This is a genomic window from Methylophaga pinxianii, assembly GCF_020447225.1.
Lineage (GTDB): Bacteria > Pseudomonadota > Gammaproteobacteria > Nitrosococcales > Methylophagaceae > Methylophaga > Methylophaga pinxianii.
Map to the genome: position 1 here is coordinate 55007 of NZ_JAJAEO010000188.1, position 14983 is coordinate 69989.

The 14983-nt window shown below is 46.4% G+C and carries 13 protein-coding genes; 10 read left to right on the plus strand and 3 right to left on the minus strand.

Annotated features, from left to right (window positions below; translation table 11 throughout):
• Positions 1-22 precede the first annotated feature (22 nt).
• The 6 genes from LGT40_RS14895 (at position 23) to LGT40_RS14920 (ending at position 7775) form a co-directional block, all read left to right on the plus strand.
• Complete coding sequence (locus LGT40_RS14895) at positions 23-1423, plus strand: sodium:solute symporter family protein (protein WP_226076129.1); 1401 nt, start codon at positions 23-25, stop codon at positions 1421-1423.
• A gap of 11 nt (positions 1424-1434) precedes the next feature.
• The gene (locus LGT40_RS14900) at positions 1435-1695 is read left to right on the plus strand and encodes a hypothetical protein (protein WP_226076132.1); all 261 of its coding nucleotides are present in this window, start codon (positions 1435-1437) and stop codon (positions 1693-1695) included.
• A 32-nt stretch (positions 1696-1727) separates the two neighbouring features.
• A complete protein-coding gene (locus tag LGT40_RS14905) occupies positions 1728-2048 on the plus strand; it encodes a hypothetical protein (RefSeq protein ID WP_226076135.1) in 321 nt (106 codons plus the stop codon).
• A gap of 68 nt (positions 2049-2116) precedes the next feature.
• Complete coding sequence (locus LGT40_RS14910; RefSeq protein WP_226076137.1) at positions 2117-3412, plus strand: TolC family protein; 1296 nt, start codon at positions 2117-2119, stop codon at positions 3410-3412.
• A 4-nt stretch (positions 3413-3416) separates the two neighbouring features.
• On the plus strand, positions 3417-4643 hold the full coding sequence (locus LGT40_RS14915; RefSeq protein ID WP_226076139.1) for an efflux RND transporter periplasmic adaptor subunit: 1227 nt from the start codon (positions 3417-3419) through the stop codon (positions 4641-4643).
• Between the two features lie 9 nt (positions 4644-4652).
• Positions 4653-7775: an efflux RND transporter permease subunit gene (locus LGT40_RS14920; protein WP_226076141.1), complete on the plus strand. Its 3123-nt coding sequence runs from the start codon at positions 4653-4655 to the stop codon at positions 7773-7775.
• 62 nt (positions 7776-7837) lie between these two features.
• Here the strand turns inward: LGT40_RS14920 and LGT40_RS14925 are convergent, their stop codons facing one another.
• The gene (locus LGT40_RS14925; RefSeq protein ID WP_226076143.1) at positions 7838-8227 is read right to left on the minus strand and encodes a DUF4168 domain-containing protein; all 390 of its coding nucleotides are present in this window, start codon (positions 8225-8227) and stop codon (positions 7838-7840) included.
• Positions 8228-8434: 207 nt separating this feature from the next.
• Here LGT40_RS14925 and LGT40_RS14930 point away from each other — a divergent pair, with 207 nt between their 5' ends.
• Together LGT40_RS14930 and LGT40_RS14935 are read left to right on the plus strand one after the other, a co-directional pair.
• On the plus strand, positions 8435-9895 hold the full coding sequence (locus LGT40_RS14930; protein ID WP_226076145.1) for a sensor histidine kinase: 1461 nt from the start codon (positions 8435-8437) through the stop codon (positions 9893-9895).
• Complete coding sequence (locus LGT40_RS14935) at positions 9892-11331, plus strand: sigma-54-dependent transcriptional regulator (RefSeq protein ID WP_226076147.1); 1440 nt, start codon at positions 9892-9894, stop codon at positions 11329-11331. The genes LGT40_RS14930 and LGT40_RS14935 overlap by 4 nt, the downstream gene beginning before the upstream one ends.
• 3 nt (positions 11332-11334) lie before the next feature.
• Here the strand turns inward: LGT40_RS14935 and LGT40_RS14940 are convergent, their stop codons facing one another.
• Positions 11335-12474 carry a WG repeat-containing protein gene (locus tag LGT40_RS14940; protein ID WP_226076149.1) on the minus strand — a complete coding sequence of 380 codons (1140 nt, stop codon included), beginning with the start codon at positions 12472-12474 and terminating at the stop codon, positions 11335-11337.
• Between the two features lie 142 nt (positions 12475-12616).
• Between LGT40_RS14940 and LGT40_RS14945 the strand changes: the two genes are divergently transcribed.
• Positions 12617-13024 carry a hypothetical protein gene (locus tag LGT40_RS14945; RefSeq protein ID WP_226076151.1) on the plus strand — a complete coding sequence of 136 codons (408 nt, stop codon included), beginning with the start codon at positions 12617-12619 and terminating at the stop codon, positions 13022-13024.
• Positions 13025-13089: 65 nt separating this feature from the next.
• Positions 13090-13956 (plus strand): alpha/beta hydrolase, encoded by an 867-nt coding sequence (locus LGT40_RS14950; RefSeq protein ID WP_226076154.1) that lies wholly within the window; start codon positions 13090-13092, stop codon positions 13954-13956.
• Here the strand turns inward: LGT40_RS14950 and LGT40_RS14955 are convergent.
• A complete protein-coding gene (locus LGT40_RS14955; RefSeq protein WP_226076157.1) occupies positions 13953-14939 on the minus strand; it encodes an NAD(P)/FAD-dependent oxidoreductase in 987 nt (328 codons plus the stop codon). The two genes, LGT40_RS14950 and LGT40_RS14955, sit on opposite strands and share 4 nt — an antisense overlap.
• Positions 14940-14983 lie beyond the last annotated feature (44 nt).

The following is a 14983-nucleotide window of genomic DNA, read 5'->3' on the forward strand; positions in this document are numbered from 1 at the left end:
TGCATTCGGACAAACTAAATATATGGAAACATTGGTTGTAATTGTCTATCTGATTTTTGTTTTACTCATCGGATTATGGGCAGGGCGCGGTATCAAAACCATGCATGAATATGCCTTGGCTGGAAAATCGTTTGGCACGCTGGTGATTTTTGCCACTTTATCGGCATCATTTATCGGTGGTGGGTTTTCCATGGGAAATGCCGAAAAAGTCTTTCTGGTTGGTATCAGTAATATTGTTGCGTTATGGGGCTTTAGCATAAAAGAAATTCTGGTCGCCCGATATATTGCTCCCCAAATGATGCGTTATCCAAATGCCATTTCAGTGGGCGATATTATGGATCAACATTATGGTAAGGGGGCCCGGCTATTCAGTGGTGTATTTTCGCTCGTTCTGTGTGCTGGGATCCTCGGTGCCCAGATTGGTGCCATGGGTTATGTGTTTAACCTGTTTCTTGATGTAGATCGGGTGTGGGGGGTGTTAATTGGTTGCGGCATCGTTATCGCTTATGCAACAGTTGGTGGTATGCGTTCCGTGGTCTGGACCGATATTATTCAATTTATCGTGCTGGCCTTTGGTATCCCGATGACATTGTATTTTGGTTTACAGCATGTTGGCGGCTGGCAAGCCATGCAAAACAATTTACCTGCAACGCATTTTACCTTGCCTACAGAACCATTGGCGATGATTGCATTATTATCATTATTTATGACCTTCATGCTGGGTGAAACGTTGGTTCCGCCCTATCTGCAACGACTGTTAATTGGTAAAAGCAGTAAAGATGTCATTCGTGGGTCGCTGTTAAGCGGATTGTTTTCGATTCCTTTTTTTGCCATCACCGGTTTAATTGGTTTGGTGGCATTAGCCATGCAGTCCTCTCTAGATGCTAATTTAGCAATGCCTTATGTTATTCAACAGGCCGTGCCACCCATTCTGCAAGGCATTGTGGCAGCTGCCATAGTTTCTATCATCATGTCTTCGGCAGATTCGTTTTTAAATTCGGCATCAATTGCCTTCAGTAATGATATTGTCAGGCCATTACGTAAAACACCATTAACAGCCAAAGCAGAATTAATGCTCGCTCGTGTGATCACATTATTAGTGGGTATTGCATCAATGGTTTTTGCGTTATCGATTGATAGCGTTATCGATATTCTGATTTACGCGTATAACTTTTGGGCGCCAACCGTATTAGTGCCTTTAACAATGGCAATTCTGGGGTGTTATGTAAGTCGTAAACGGTTTATTGCCGGAGCGGTGGCTGGAATTGGTTCTGCAATTGTCTGGAATGTGGTATTACAGCAGCCATGGCAGATTGATGCTTTGGTGATTGGTTTTTTTGTTAACTTAATTGCTTTTACTTGCGTTGATAGGCCTGCTGCAAAAGCCGCGAAACTGGCGGATATTCAAGCCGGAAATTGCTGAGGAATAACAACATGAAATTATCGATGACCTGTTTTCAGCGGCTGCTGATCTTGCCGATACTGGCTGCTATGAGCAGCTGTGCTGCCTATAGTGTGGTTAACAGTGATCGTTATTCGGGAGCGTCCAGCGCAGTACCTGCTGAATATATACCCTCACCGGGTTTTTGCCGTATATGGTATAAAAACCGTGCTCCTGAACAGCAACCGGCCCAGGGTGACTGTGAAACGTTGAAACAGGATATTCCTGAAAATGCCGTGTTGTTAAAAGGCTGACATTAACGATGCAATCACGCTAGAATTGATTAATGACTAACCGCTTACGCATACTGACCGCTATCTTTGTTATCATCAAATTATTGATGGTCAGTGGCGTTACTGCGTCTGTGGCTCATCTCCCAGACGATCATTATTCAGCTCATTTGAGTATTGCGCATAGTCATGCTGATCATGGCTATCAGCATGAGGATATTGATCATGATCATCAGCTCCATTTGCACCTGGTTGCGGATTTAGTCAGTTATTCACTATTTTTTCAGGCCCGGACGGCTGATGCCGTTGCCAACACCAGCAGCAGTCAGCTGGTGACTTTGTATTATTCCCCTCTGTTACCGCCCCCCAACGCTTAATTCCATAACGTTTTAAACAACTTTTTGTTTTGCTGCCTGCTTCAGCGGGTGGTGTTATGGAGTTCATCATGAAATATCAAATGAATCCGTTTGTGAACAGGGGATTGATGGCGCTGCTCATTGCCGCGTTATTATTATGGACTGTTGCAGTGCGTGCCGAGAGTCGTGCGAGTCTCGATTTGGCCACAGCGCTGGAACGCACCTTATTGCAGAGTCCGAGATTACAGCAGTTTCCCTATCAACAGCGAGCGCTTGAAGCGCAGAAACTACAAGCCGGGTTGCCACCCAATCCGCAATTACAGGCAGATTTGGAAAATGTGCTGGGCACCGGCAATAGCCGGGGTCTTTCCGGTGCGGAATTAACTTTATCGTTAAGCCAGCTTATTGAAATGGGCGATAAACGCCAGAAACGCGTCGATCTGGTCGATGCCAAATCCAGCCAATTGCAACAGCAATTCGAGATTCAGCGGCTGGACACACTATCTGAGGTAACCGCCAAGTATCTGCAGGCGTTACGGATAGATGCATTGATAAGCTGGAATCAAAGGCGTATTCAGATTGAGCAGCAGGCCCTGGAGGTTATACAACAACGTGCTGCCGCCGGAGCGGTCGGTCAGGCAGATGTTTTACGTATGCAACTGTTGCTTGAACGCTCTGAGTCCAGACAGCAACAGCTAAATGGTCAACGCAAACTTGCTTATCAGCAAGTCGCTGCCAGCTGGGGTGAAGAAGTCGATTTTGCCGAGCTGGAAGGCCAATTACAGCAACTGCCAGTGTTGCCGGAGCAGTCGGCACTGGAACAAGCCATTTTGCAGTCTCCTCAATTTTTACAAAGCCACACTTTAATTCGTTTGCGCGAGGCGCAGTTACGTCTTAGTGAGGCAAAGTCGAAAGCGGATGTCAGTTTCGGTGCCGGGATTAGACGGTTGGAAGGCCAAAATGACAATGCACTGGTATTCAGTTTTTCGATGCCATTACAGTTATACGACCGTAATCAAGGCAATATAGCCGCTGCCCATGCGGAGTATGAAGCCGGCGTGTTGCAGCAACAGCTGACACAAACTGAATTGCGGATGGCCTTATTGGAAATCTATCAGGCCATGTTCAACAACCATCAGCAAATTGAACGGTTACAACAAACGCTGATTCCATTAACACAGGCACTGTTAAAGCAAACCGAAACTGGTTATCAAGCTGGTCAATACAATGTCTTGCAATGGATTGATGCTCAAATCGAAGCGTTTACAGTTGAACGTGATCTGATTGAAGCACAAACCGCTGTACATACACAGTTATTAGAGTTGGAGCGGTTAACCGGGATGCCTTTAAGCCGCTCAATCTTTACTGCCAGTTATCAGGAATAGTCCGATGAAATTAATCACCTTATTTTTTAGCCTGCTGGCACTGTCGAGTTCAGTGGTCCTAGCGGCGACCGATCATGCTCATAAAGAACAGCATGATCATGAAGAAACCCTGGAAGGACCGCATGGTGGAAGGTTATTGGAAAATGAAAACTTTGCGGTGGAAATAACCATTTATGAACAAGGCGTACCGCCGGAAATGCGGGTTTATGCCTATGAAAATGGAAAGCCAGTCGATCCTCAGCAGATCAATTTGACGGTAACGTTAACGCGGCTGGACGAGGAACAGAATCTTATCGACTTTACGGCCGAAGCTGATTATCTGCTAGGGGATACGGTAATAGACGAGCCACATTCATTTGAAGTGATTGTGGAAGCCGAATATCAGGGAAAGTCCCACCATTGGCACTATGACAGTTTTGAAGGTCGCAGCATGATAACTGATCGCATGATAACGCTGACAGGAATAGAAACAGAGCCAGCTGGACCGCAAACCTTATCCATAACCAATTCCCTTTACGGTGTAGTCAGCGTAGCGGAGGACCGTCAGTATCGGGTACATGCGCCGTATCCCGGCATTATTGAGTCGGTGATGGTCAGTACCGGCGATAAGGTCAAAAAAGGTCAGGTGCTAGTGACTGTACGTAATCAAACCACTTTACAAAGCTACTCTATCCGCAGTCCGGCCAACGGTGAGGTCACACAGCGTATGGCCAATGCCGGTGACCACAGTGATATGGGCAGTTTACTGGAAGTCAGTGATTTATCCCGAGTCTGGGTTGAGCTGTCGATGTTCCCAGCCGATATCGAACAATTACAGGTCGGTATGCCGGTCAAGGTGAAGGATTTGCATCAACATGAATCAGCTGAGGGAAAAATCAGTTACATCTCTCCCAAGATGACCGGCGGACACATTGCCCGCGCGCGGGCTGAAATTACCAATGCAGAGGGTCATTGGCGTCCTGGTATGCATGTCAACGCTGAAGTGCTAGTTGAACAATACCCTGCTGAGCTGGCAGTAAAACACAGCGCCATTCAAAGTTACCGGGATATGCCGGTGGTGTTTGTCCGTTATGGCAATACGTTTGAAGTCAGAATGCTCACTTTTGGCAAACAGGGGGCGGACTATATCGAAGTGCTTTCCGGATTAAAACCAGGTAGCCAGTATGTGACGACAAACAGTTTTCTGCTCAAGGCGGAGGTGCTTAAATCCGGCGCCACCCATGATCACTAGGAGCAGAAGATGATTAACTTTATTGTAAAATTTTCTGTCGAGCGTCGATGGTTAGTGCTTTTTATAACAATGCTTATTGCCGGAGTGGGCGCTTACAATATTTTTCAGCTTAATATTGATGCTGTGCCGGATATTACCAATGTTCAGGTGCAGATTAATACCGAAGCAGAAGGGTATTCCCCGTTGGAGGTTGAACAGCGAATTACCTATAGCGTTGAAAATGCGATGGCTGGCTTACCCAATCTCGATTACACCCGTTCTTTATCACGTTATGGGTTATCTCAGGTCACCGTGGTGTTTAAAGAAGATACGGATATTTATCTTGCCAGGCAGTTGATAAACGAACGCCTGCAGGGTATTCGCAGTGCGTTACCTGTTGGCATAGAACCGCAGATGGGACCGATCGCCACTGGTTTGGGAGAGGTGTTTACCTACAGTGTGCGTGCGAAATCAGGTGCGTTGAAAGCCGATGGAACAGAATATACGGCAGAAGATTTACGTACCATTCAGGACTGGATTATCCGTCCGCAAATGGTAAAAGTGCCTGGTGTAACTGAGATCAATAGCATTGGTGGTTACGAACGTGAATACCAGGTTGCCCCCGATCCAGCCAAACTGCTGGCTTATAAAGTCAGCCTGGCCGAACTGAGCGAGGCATTAATTCGCAACAATCAGAATGCTGGTGCCGGTTATATTGAACGTAATGGCGAACAGTGGCTGGTACGTTCTCCAGGTCAGTTAACTTCTCTGGAAGATATTCGAAATGTGGTTATTACCAAGCGTGATGACACGCCGATCCGGATATCGGATGTGGCCGAAGTGTTTTACGGAAAACAGTTACGCACCGGCGCTGCGACCCAGGATGGAAAAGAAACAGTTTTAGGCACAGCATTTATGCTGATTGGTGAAAACAGTCGAGTGGTCGCCAGAGCGGTTGCTGAACGCCTGGAACAAGTAAACCAAAGCTTGCCGGAAGGCGTTGTGGCGAAAGCGGTATATGACCGAACCACATTAGTGGATAAAACCCTTAAAACGGTACAAAAAAATCTGTTCGAGGGAGCTGTACTGGTCATTGTGGTGTTGTTTTTATTGCTGGGAAATATCCGGGCTGCATTAATAACCGCGCTGGTCATTCCGTTAAGTATGTTATTTGCCATTACGGGTATGGTCAGTAACAAAGTATCGGGCAATCTGATGAGTCTGGGAGCGATTGATTTTGGACTGATAGTCGATGGTGCGGTAATTGTGGTGGAAAATGCCTTGCGCCGATTGGGTCTGGCACAGCAGCGTCTGGGGCGTTTATTAAGCTTGCAGGAACGCTTGGCGGAAGTGATTGAGAGTACCCGGGAGGTGTTTAATCCCGCGGTCTTTGGCATGTTTATTATCATGCTGGTGTATCTGCCGATTTTTGCCCTCAGTGGTGTTGAAGGAAAAATGTTTCATCCCATGGCGTTTACTGTGGTGGCTGCCTTAACCGGGGCTTTGATATTCGCGGTGACTTTTGTGCCAGCGGCTGTGGCGATATTGATCACTGGCAAGGTGGCCGAACTGGAAAACCCCATTATGCGAATGGCGCGCTGGATTTATCGGCCGCTGTTGAGTCTCTCTTTACGCCTGCCATTTATAATTGTATTGCTGGCCACGCTGTTGGTCAGTATCACAGTTTATTATGGTTCGCGTTTAGGCAGCGAGTTTCTGCCACAACTGGATGAAGGGGATATCGCTTTGCATGCATTGCGTGTCACCGGTACCGGACTGGAACAATCTGTGGCGATGCAAAACCAGCTTGAATCGGTGATCGCCGAGTTTCCACAGGTTAAACATGTGTACTCGAAAATTGGTACGCCGGATATTGCCACTGATCCGATGCCACCAAGTGTTGCTGATACGTTTATTATTTTGCAACCCGTCGAGCAATGGCCTGAGCCGCATTTGAGCAAGGCAGAGTTTCTGGCAGAATTACGTGAAGCTGTTGAAGCAGTGCCGGGAAACCTCTATGAATTCACCCAGCCGATTGAAATGCGTTTCAATGAATTGATTGCCGGTGTACGGGCAGACGTGGCATTACGAATTTATGGAGATGATTTGCAGACACTTTATCAACTGGGCGGTCAGACTGAGCAAATGTTGTCAGGTGTTACTGGCGCTGCAGATGTAAGGATGGAACAACTGACCGGTTTGCCGATGCTATCCATTGAGCCACAACGTGATCATCTCGCTCTGTTGGGGTTGGATATCGCCAGTCTGCAGCAAAGCATTCAAACAGCGATAGGCGGCACCTCTGCCGGCTTGATTTATGAAGGGGATAAACGTTTCCGAATCGTGGTTCGGTTAGAGGATGAGATACGTAAGAATCCCGATCGCCTGGCTAAACTGCCGATCGCGTTACCTGACAGTGATGATCCGGATTTATCTTATGTGCCGTTGGGTGAGATTGCGGATATTAAAGCGATCAGCGGCCCCAATCAGATAAACCGTGAAAGTGGCAAACGTCATGTCATTATCAGTGCCAATGTGGTGGATAGGGATTTGGGATCTTTTATAGCGGATGTACAGCAGAATGCCCAACAGCTCAATTTGCCAGCCGGGTACTGGCTGGAATATGGTGGAACCTTTGAACAATTGGAATCGGCCAGCAAGCGACTGATGATTGTGGTGCCTGTAACATTGTTGCTGATCCTGATGTTATTGTTCAGTGTATTTAATTCATTCAAAGATACTTTGCTGATTTTTACCGGTGTACCAATGGCATTAACCGGTGGGCTGATTGCACTGATATTAAGGGATATGCCGTTATCTATTTCTGCAGCTGTGGGGTTTATTGCTTTATCAGGTATAGCCGTCTTAAACGGCGTGGTGATGTTGACATTTATCCGACAGCTGCGTGGGCAGGGGTTAGCATTGATGGAATCGGTTTTTCAGGGAGCAATGCAACGGTTAAGGCCGGTATTGATGACCGCATTGGTCGCCGGATTGGGATTTCTGCCAATGGCGTTAAATACCGGAACAGGTGCAGAAGTTCAGCGACCTTTAGCCACAGTGGTGGTGGGGGGGATTATCTCGTCTACGCTGTTAACGCTGCTGGTTTTGCCAGCATTGTATTTATTAGCCTATCGATTCAAAGTTAAATAACGCAGTAATAAAAAGGCCGGGAGAACCCCGGCCTTTCCACAACAAACGAAGCTGAAACGAAATTAGTTCAGCATAGATTGCACTTTATTGCGCAACTCAGGATCACTTTGGATGGCCAAAGCAATATTACTGTAAGTTTCGACATCTAAACCGGTGTCTTGCACCGTTTGAACCATTTTCTGGCTCGCTTCTTGTTGTAATTGGGCTGCTTGGTCTGGATCTTCTGTGCTTTCCAGACGGCCGGAATATTCACTACGAATACCTTCTAAATCTTCCTGAACATCAGCAAATTTTTTCAAATCAGCTTCACTGAAATCAGCAGCTTGATTAGATTCAGGCATAGGGGCTTGTTGTGGTGCAGCTTGTGGTGCTTGTGTACCTTGCTCTGCCATTGCAGAAGTACTCAAACCTAATGCCATTAAGATAGAAACTAATGTGGCTGTTTTTTTCATGGTGTTTTCCTTTATTGATTATGAAACACAATGTCAATGTTGCGAGTTCTATGCCAAAAACTTCGAAAAAACATAAGTCAATGAATTAAAACAAAATAATGAATTTGTTTATTTTCATCGCCCAGGTTAATAGCTTGACCGACACACTATTGGTGTGTCATTTTGGCCCATGTGTCATTAGTTCAAATTCCATGAAAGGGTCTAAAGATGCGATTTCCTTCGATTTTTAGCAATCTCCGCTTAGTGCTGATTATGCAAGTCGCTTTGCCGGTATTGTTGGTTTTGGCAGCAATATTGGCGATTGGACTTTCTATGGTGGGACAGTTTATCGAAGAACGGATGCAGCGAGATCTTCAACAAGTGGCCAGAACTATTCATCTCCCGGTATCGCAGGCATTGGAACGGGAAGATTTGGATCAATTACAGAATAGTATGGCTTCGGTATTTGGTATCACCGAGGTGTATGGGGCTTATTTATTTGATGCCAAAGGCAAGCGTTTAAGTAGCTTTGGTGTGGTTAATCCCACCAAAGAGCAGGCAACAGATGCACTTGAACAAATCGTTCAGGGTGAGTTTGCTCAATATGAACGGATCCGCGGCCAGAATGTATATTCGTTTTTTATGCCATTGTTTGACGCGACCGGACAGCCGAATGGTTTGCTTCAGGTAACACGGCGACGCAGCGATATTGATCGTGAATTAACCGAATTAAAATATTGGGCTTGGGGTGGCTTTGGGCTGGTGTCATTAATCATCCTGGGTGTAATCACCTATTCGCATCAGCGGGCTATTGAAACGCCACTACAAAAATTAGTCGAGAGCATGCGACGCGTCAGTCATGGGGATCGCGATCATCGAGCCGCAGAGCGAGGACCTATAGAAATCAGCCAGTTGGCAAAAGGACTTAACGGCATGCTTGATGCCATCGAACAAGCTGAAGAAAGTGAAGCGCAGCAACGTTATGCTCGTGAACAAATGGCAGAAAGGCTCAGACAAACCGAAACCATGGCAGCGCTTGGCCAATTATCGGCTGGGGTGGCACATGAACTTGGTGCCCCGTTAACCGTAGTGGATGGGCGAGCCAGCCGTTTGTTAAGACGCCTGCATAATGACAATGATATAAAAGAATTAAATGAAATCCGCCAGCAGGCAGCCAGGATGACATCCATTATTCAACAATTACTCAGCTTTGGTCGCTCTTCACGAGCTGAAATGCGTGATCTTGATGTGACTTCATTATTAGAGAGGGCAGAGGCTTTACTGGCTGATCATGGTTATCAGATCCGGCTTATAAAAAACTCCAGCGCCATAGTCAGGGGAGACTCTTTAAGTTTAGAACAGGCACTGGTTAATTTACTGCGAAATGCCTGTCAGGCCTGTCCTGATGGACCGGTTGAACTGTCCTGGGAACAGCGGGATGAGCAGTTAATTATTCATATTGATGATGCCGGTCCGGGAATTAATGATGAGCAGCAACAACAGATTTTTGAGCCCTTTGTCACCACCAAAGCACCAGGTGAAGGCAGCGGTTTGGGCTTGGCGATTGTGAAACGCATTCTACGAGAACATCAGGGAGAGGTGATGTTAACTGACAGTCCACTGGGTGGGGCTAGATTCAGCCTGATTTTACCTTTGGTGAAGCATACCGATTCCGGAACAATCGCATGACAACAAAACAGAACAAAAATTTACCTATCCTGTTGATTGAAGATGATCAGGCTTTGGCACGACTGATTAGCGATGAGTTGGAAGCCGAGGGCTGGAGTTTGATAATTTTTCATCAAATCCACCCAGCATTGGACTGGCTAAAACTCAATCAACCTGCATTGATTGTGACAGATTTACGGCTCCCTGATGGTAATGGCATGCAGGTTGTGGAGCAGGTGGTGACCCACTGGCCGGAAGAGCAACGACCGGGGCTGATTGTCATCACTGCTTTTGGCAGTGTGCGCCAAGCTGTTCAGGCATTACAGGCGGGAGCAGATGATTTCCTGACCAAGCCATTGGATTTAGAGCATTTTCTGCTGGCCGTTGAGCGTGTGGTAGCAACACGTAAATTACATGATGAATTGTTTCAATTCCGTAAACTCAACCGGCAACCCAGTTTTCATCAGATGTTCGGTCGCAGTGAAGCTATGCGAAGTCTGTTTGAACAGATTAAGGTCATTGGTCGTGCCCAGGGGCCGGTATTGATTAATGGTGAAAGTGGAACTGGCAAAGAGCTGGTGGCCAAAGCACTACATGCGGAAAGTGATCGTGCAGCCAGCCCCTTTTTAGCGGTGAATTGTGCGGGTATTCCCCAGGAATTACTCGAGAGTGAATTTTTTGGTCATGCCGCCGGCTCATTTACCGGTGCCAAAAAATCCCGTAAAGGTTTGTTACAAGAAGCCAATGGCGGCAGTCTGTTACTGGATGAGATTGGTGAAATGCCCATGGCACTCCAGGCGAAATTGTTACGAGCATTGCAGGATGGCTCGATTCGCCCGGTCGGTCAGGATACAGAAGAAAAGGTGGATGTGCGGATCATCGCAGCCACGCATCGTGATCTAAAACAGAAAGTGGTTGAAGGCAGCTTTCGTGAGGATTTATTTTATCGCTTAGAAACATTTGCATTGTCAGTGCCGCCCTTACGCGACCGTGAAGAAGACCGGGAAATTCTGGCGCAGCAATTTCTGCAACAATTAGTCGTGGCTCAAGGCCGAAAAATTCAAGGATTCAGTGATAAGGCGCTGGAAATTATTCGACATTACGCCTTTCCGGGAAATGTCAGAGAATTACAGAATGTCGTGGAGAGAGCGTTTGCCTTCTGTAATGAGGAATGGATACAGCCTCAGCACCTACCTGCTCGATTAATGGAAAGCCAAGCACCAGAGCAAGTGCCCGTTACTGCGGAGACGCAAAGACATGATGATGACTTATTGGCCGGTGCCGTTCTGCCCACCCTGGAACAATTACAAAAGCGTTATATAAATAGAGTGCTAAAAGAAGTAAACGGTAATAAACGGCGTGCTGCAGCACTGCTCGGCATTGGTCGTCGCACACTATATCGATGGCTGGATGAGGAAAGTGAAGAAGCTGAAGAGATAATTCTCAAAGATAAATAAGCGTTATTCTTGTGAAATATAGCCCCATTTGTCGCGAATTTTAATTGCCGCTACCCCTTCATGAAATGGTTGTGCATGTTCAAACTGCGGCTCAATAACCATTTCGCCTTGACGGTTGATATAGCCGTATTGTCGATAGTTATGGGTGACCACCGCTAAACCCTCTGAAAATGAGTATGCCCAGACATAGTCAGGTTTGATTTCAATCTCTCCCTCGGTATTGAGGTATCCGACCATGGCGTTTTTTTCTACCCGGGCAAGTCCTTCACTAAAACTCCAGGCGTCATCAAAATAAGGCTCAACCGCGATTTCGCCAGCAGAATTGATAAAACCATAAAGACCATTTTGTTTAATCGCGGCAAAACCTTCACTAAAAGCTTTAGCCTCTTCAAATTGGGGTTTTATTAACCAATCGCCATTTTTTGTAATATAACCCCATTTGCCATCCACCATGACTGCGGCAAAATTTTCGCGAAACACTCTGGCCTGTGTAAATTGAGGGTCAATTATCCGTTTACCCTCAGCATCGATATATCCCCATTTTTCACCTATCCGGACGGCTGCACGTTGTTCACTGAAGATATGTATTTCATCGTATTGGGCGGCGATATCGATTTCACCCTGACTGTTTATATAACCCCAAAGTGCATTCTGTTGAAATCCTGCCAGGCCTTCAGAGAAAACCCCCACCTTGTTGTAATCTGCGGGGATAGCTTCTTTACCTGCCGCATTCAAAAATCCCCACTGACCGTCTTTCAGAAAGGCAGCAAACCCTTCTTTGAAGGATTGAATTCGGGGATAGGTTGGCTGAAGCAGTGTATTGCCATCGCGATCAACGACACCCCATAACGTGCCTTTGCGATAAGCTGTCACACCACTATTCAGATCATTAATTTCATCGGCAGTAAATAAAATCTCGCCGTCGGGATTGATGATGGCAAATTGGGCAAGTCCTTGATTGGCAATTATCACCGCCGCACGCTGATTAACAAAGCTGCCCGCATCATCAAAAAGCAGATCAATTTTCAGATTTTCTACATAGGCCATGGTAGGCTGAACAGCATAGCTGGCAGTGGTGCCAGTGAATATCCATGTCAGTGCTGACAAATAATATCCCAATGTTTTAAAAAGCTTTTTGGTCATTGTCATTGCCTGTAGAAATTAAATGAATCCAGTCTGTTTGGCTGACAGTGAAAATTCCGTGAAAACAGAGCTTGGGAAAAAATCGCCCTGGACTGCGTTAGGGCTTGAGCGATAGTGAAATCATACCGCTGACGGAGGATATATGGAAAAGGATGAAGATACATATAACGCACTAAAATTAATGGCCGAAACCATCGATTTGAGCTCACGTAATGACAATGATGAGATTATTGGCCTGGAATATTACGTTAATTTTTATGTATTAAGTGAAACCGAGCTGGCTGAGCTGATCCACTTGTGGGAGCAAAAGCTTGCCACCTGTCAAAAGGAAAAACTGGCTTCTCAATTCACCGTGGTTCAAGTGTTCGGTTTAATTATTTTAGCGATGCTTATTGCCTGGTTATCTGGCGGGATTGCGGGGGCGATTGCCAGCATGATTGGCATTGTAGGCATGATTGCAATGATTGAAGACAAACGCGTTAAAAGAGCAAAACGTAACCTCAAAGATGCACAAAAAGTGTGCGACAAGCTGCATTCCTATATGCGATAAACCATATTGAGGAACCTCTGAGGAGCCATTTAGTCAGGTTATTCGGTTAACTTCGGGAATTATTTGTGTTTCGCCAACTTATCAAAACCTTATTTGGCAGTTTATCGGCGCTATCTTTCAGTGCCTGCTCACCGGTGACGGTATTAAATGCAATGGTGCCGCAATCCGGTTATCAGCATCAAGCTGATATCGTGTATGCGGATAACCCTCGGCTTAAACTGGATATTTATAAGCCTGTCTCGACAACGGGCTCAAAAAAACCCGCAACCATTATTTTCTTTTATGGCGGTGGCTGGGAGGCTGGCGAAAAAGCGGATTATAAATTTGTGGCAGAAGCGTTCACTTCGCAGGGCATGATGGTGGTTATTCCCGATTACCGGGTTTTTCCGGAGGTGGTGTTTCCCGAATTTCTGCAAGATGCAGCTCACTCGTTAGCCTGGACCAAAGAGCACATTGCCGAGTTTGGCGGCGATCCTGAACAACTGTTTGTTGCTGGACATTCTGCCGGCGCGCATATTGCAGCAATGTTAACCCTTAACCCTGTTTATCTCCAGCAGGTTGACATGCAGCCGCAACAGCTGAGTGGCCTGATTGGGTTAGCTGGACCTTATGATTTTCTGCCATTAAAAAGTGAGACGTTAAAAGAGATTTTTGGTGAAGAAAGCCAACGATGGCAAAGTCAGCCAATAAATTTTGTCACCACGCAGCATCCTCCCACATTATTGCTGGTGGGGAAACGAGATCGTACGGTGTTGTCACGCAACAGTTATCGTTTAGCCGATAAGCTCAAGCAGCAGGGAAATTCGGTTGAACTGGTCGAGTTTGACGAGTATGGGCATGTCGCCATGGTGGCCAAGTTAGCGAAACCCTTACGTGGTGAGGGAGCCTTGCTGACAGCAATCGTCCGATTTGTTGAGCAACATCGATATTAAACCAAGTGTGTAATAAGGTGCTGTGCAAGACTATCAGCACTGCTAAAAGCCGACTCAACTCGTCCCTGAATACACCAATCACCACATGCAGCCAATTGTAAGGTTTCATCCAGATAGGCTTGCTGGCCCGTTTGAGCCGGAATATTGGCATATACCCAGCGTTTAAGATCGGTATGAATGGCATGACGGAGACTGGTGCAAACGATGCGTTCTGCTTCAGCAAGCATGAGTTGTTTAATATGATCATCATCTTCTGTCAGGTGTAGTTCAGCCCAGGCATTATTGGCTTGTATGACCATTGAAAAAGCTTTGGATCGGCCTGGTTTGGAGCTATTAACGGAAATCCAGCTGATGATTGCCTCACGCACGAGCGCAGCTTGCCAATCGATAGTCGGCGGATCATCAAACCCCAGCATTAACGCGTAACATGCCAGCATTTTTGTCTGCTGTATGGCATGGCGGTCTGCAAACTTGTCGGGTAACAGATCGACAGCCTGTTTTGCTGGGATACAGCTGATCACCCAATCAAAATCATTGGCAATTGGGATTCCGTGATGAAATAAACACCATTTTCCGCAATGCTGTTCAAGATGGGTGATGGGTTGATTAAACTGAATATTCAGTGGGGCTGCCAGTGCCTGAGCAAACGCCTGCATATCGGGACTTCCCACATAATGAGGATATTCGGCATTCCAATGACGTTCTGCGCATTTTTCTGTTCCAGCGAATTCGACAAAATGAGCATCCCAGCGCTCAATGATTTTCTGCTCGATAAAAGGTTGAATAAAGTCGGTAAAACGCTGGGTTTTAACTGTAAAAAACTGTGCACCGTGATCAAATTGAAAGGGCGATGCTGAACGTGAGGCCAGTCTTCCACCGGCTCGATGCGCCTTATCAAATAAGTAAACATCTGCGTAGGGTTTCAGCCGATGGGCAACGGTCAGGCCGGCTAATCCACTACCAATAATTGCAATTTTAGTCATGGGGTTTCAATGTCTATGAGGCCAGACAATCTGACCCGATGTTA

Excerpts from the sequence above, each read along its gene's own strand:
- LGT40_RS14895 (WP_226076129.1), top strand. The coding sequence starts at position 23 with ATGGAAACATTGGTTGTAATTGTCTATCTGATTTTTGTTTTACTCATC.
- LGT40_RS14900 (WP_226076132.1), top strand. The coding sequence starts at position 1,435 with ATGAAATTATCGATGACCTGTTTTCAGCGGCTGCTGATCTTGCCGATA.
- LGT40_RS14905 (WP_226076135.1), top strand. The coding sequence starts at position 1,728 with ATGACTAACCGCTTACGCATACTGACCGCTATCTTTGTTATCATCAAA.
- LGT40_RS14910 (WP_226076137.1), top strand. The coding sequence starts at position 2,117 with ATGAAATATCAAATGAATCCGTTTGTGAACAGGGGATTGATGGCGCTG.
- LGT40_RS14915 (WP_226076139.1), top strand. The coding sequence starts at position 3,417 with ATGAAATTAATCACCTTATTTTTTAGCCTGCTGGCACTGTCGAGTTCA.
- LGT40_RS14920 (WP_226076141.1), top strand. The coding sequence starts at position 4,653 with ATGATTAACTTTATTGTAAAATTTTCTGTCGAGCGTCGATGGTTAGTG.
- LGT40_RS14925 (WP_226076143.1), bottom strand. The coding sequence starts at position 8,227 with ATGAAAAAAACAGCCACATTAGTTTCTATCTTAATGGCATTAGGTTTG.
- LGT40_RS14930 (WP_226076145.1), top strand. The coding sequence starts at position 8,435 with ATGCGATTTCCTTCGATTTTTAGCAATCTCCGCTTAGTGCTGATTATG.
- LGT40_RS14935 (WP_226076147.1), top strand. The coding sequence starts at position 9,892 with ATGACAACAAAACAGAACAAAAATTTACCTATCCTGTTGATTGAAGAT.
- LGT40_RS14940 (WP_226076149.1), bottom strand. The coding sequence starts at position 12,474 with ATGACCAAAAAGCTTTTTAAAACATTGGGATATTATTTGTCAGCACTG.
- LGT40_RS14945 (WP_226076151.1), top strand. The coding sequence starts at position 12,617 with ATGGAAAAGGATGAAGATACATATAACGCACTAAAATTAATGGCCGAA.
- LGT40_RS14955 (WP_226076157.1), bottom strand. The coding sequence starts at position 14,939 with ATGACTAAAATTGCAATTATTGGTAGTGGATTAGCCGGCCTGACCGTT.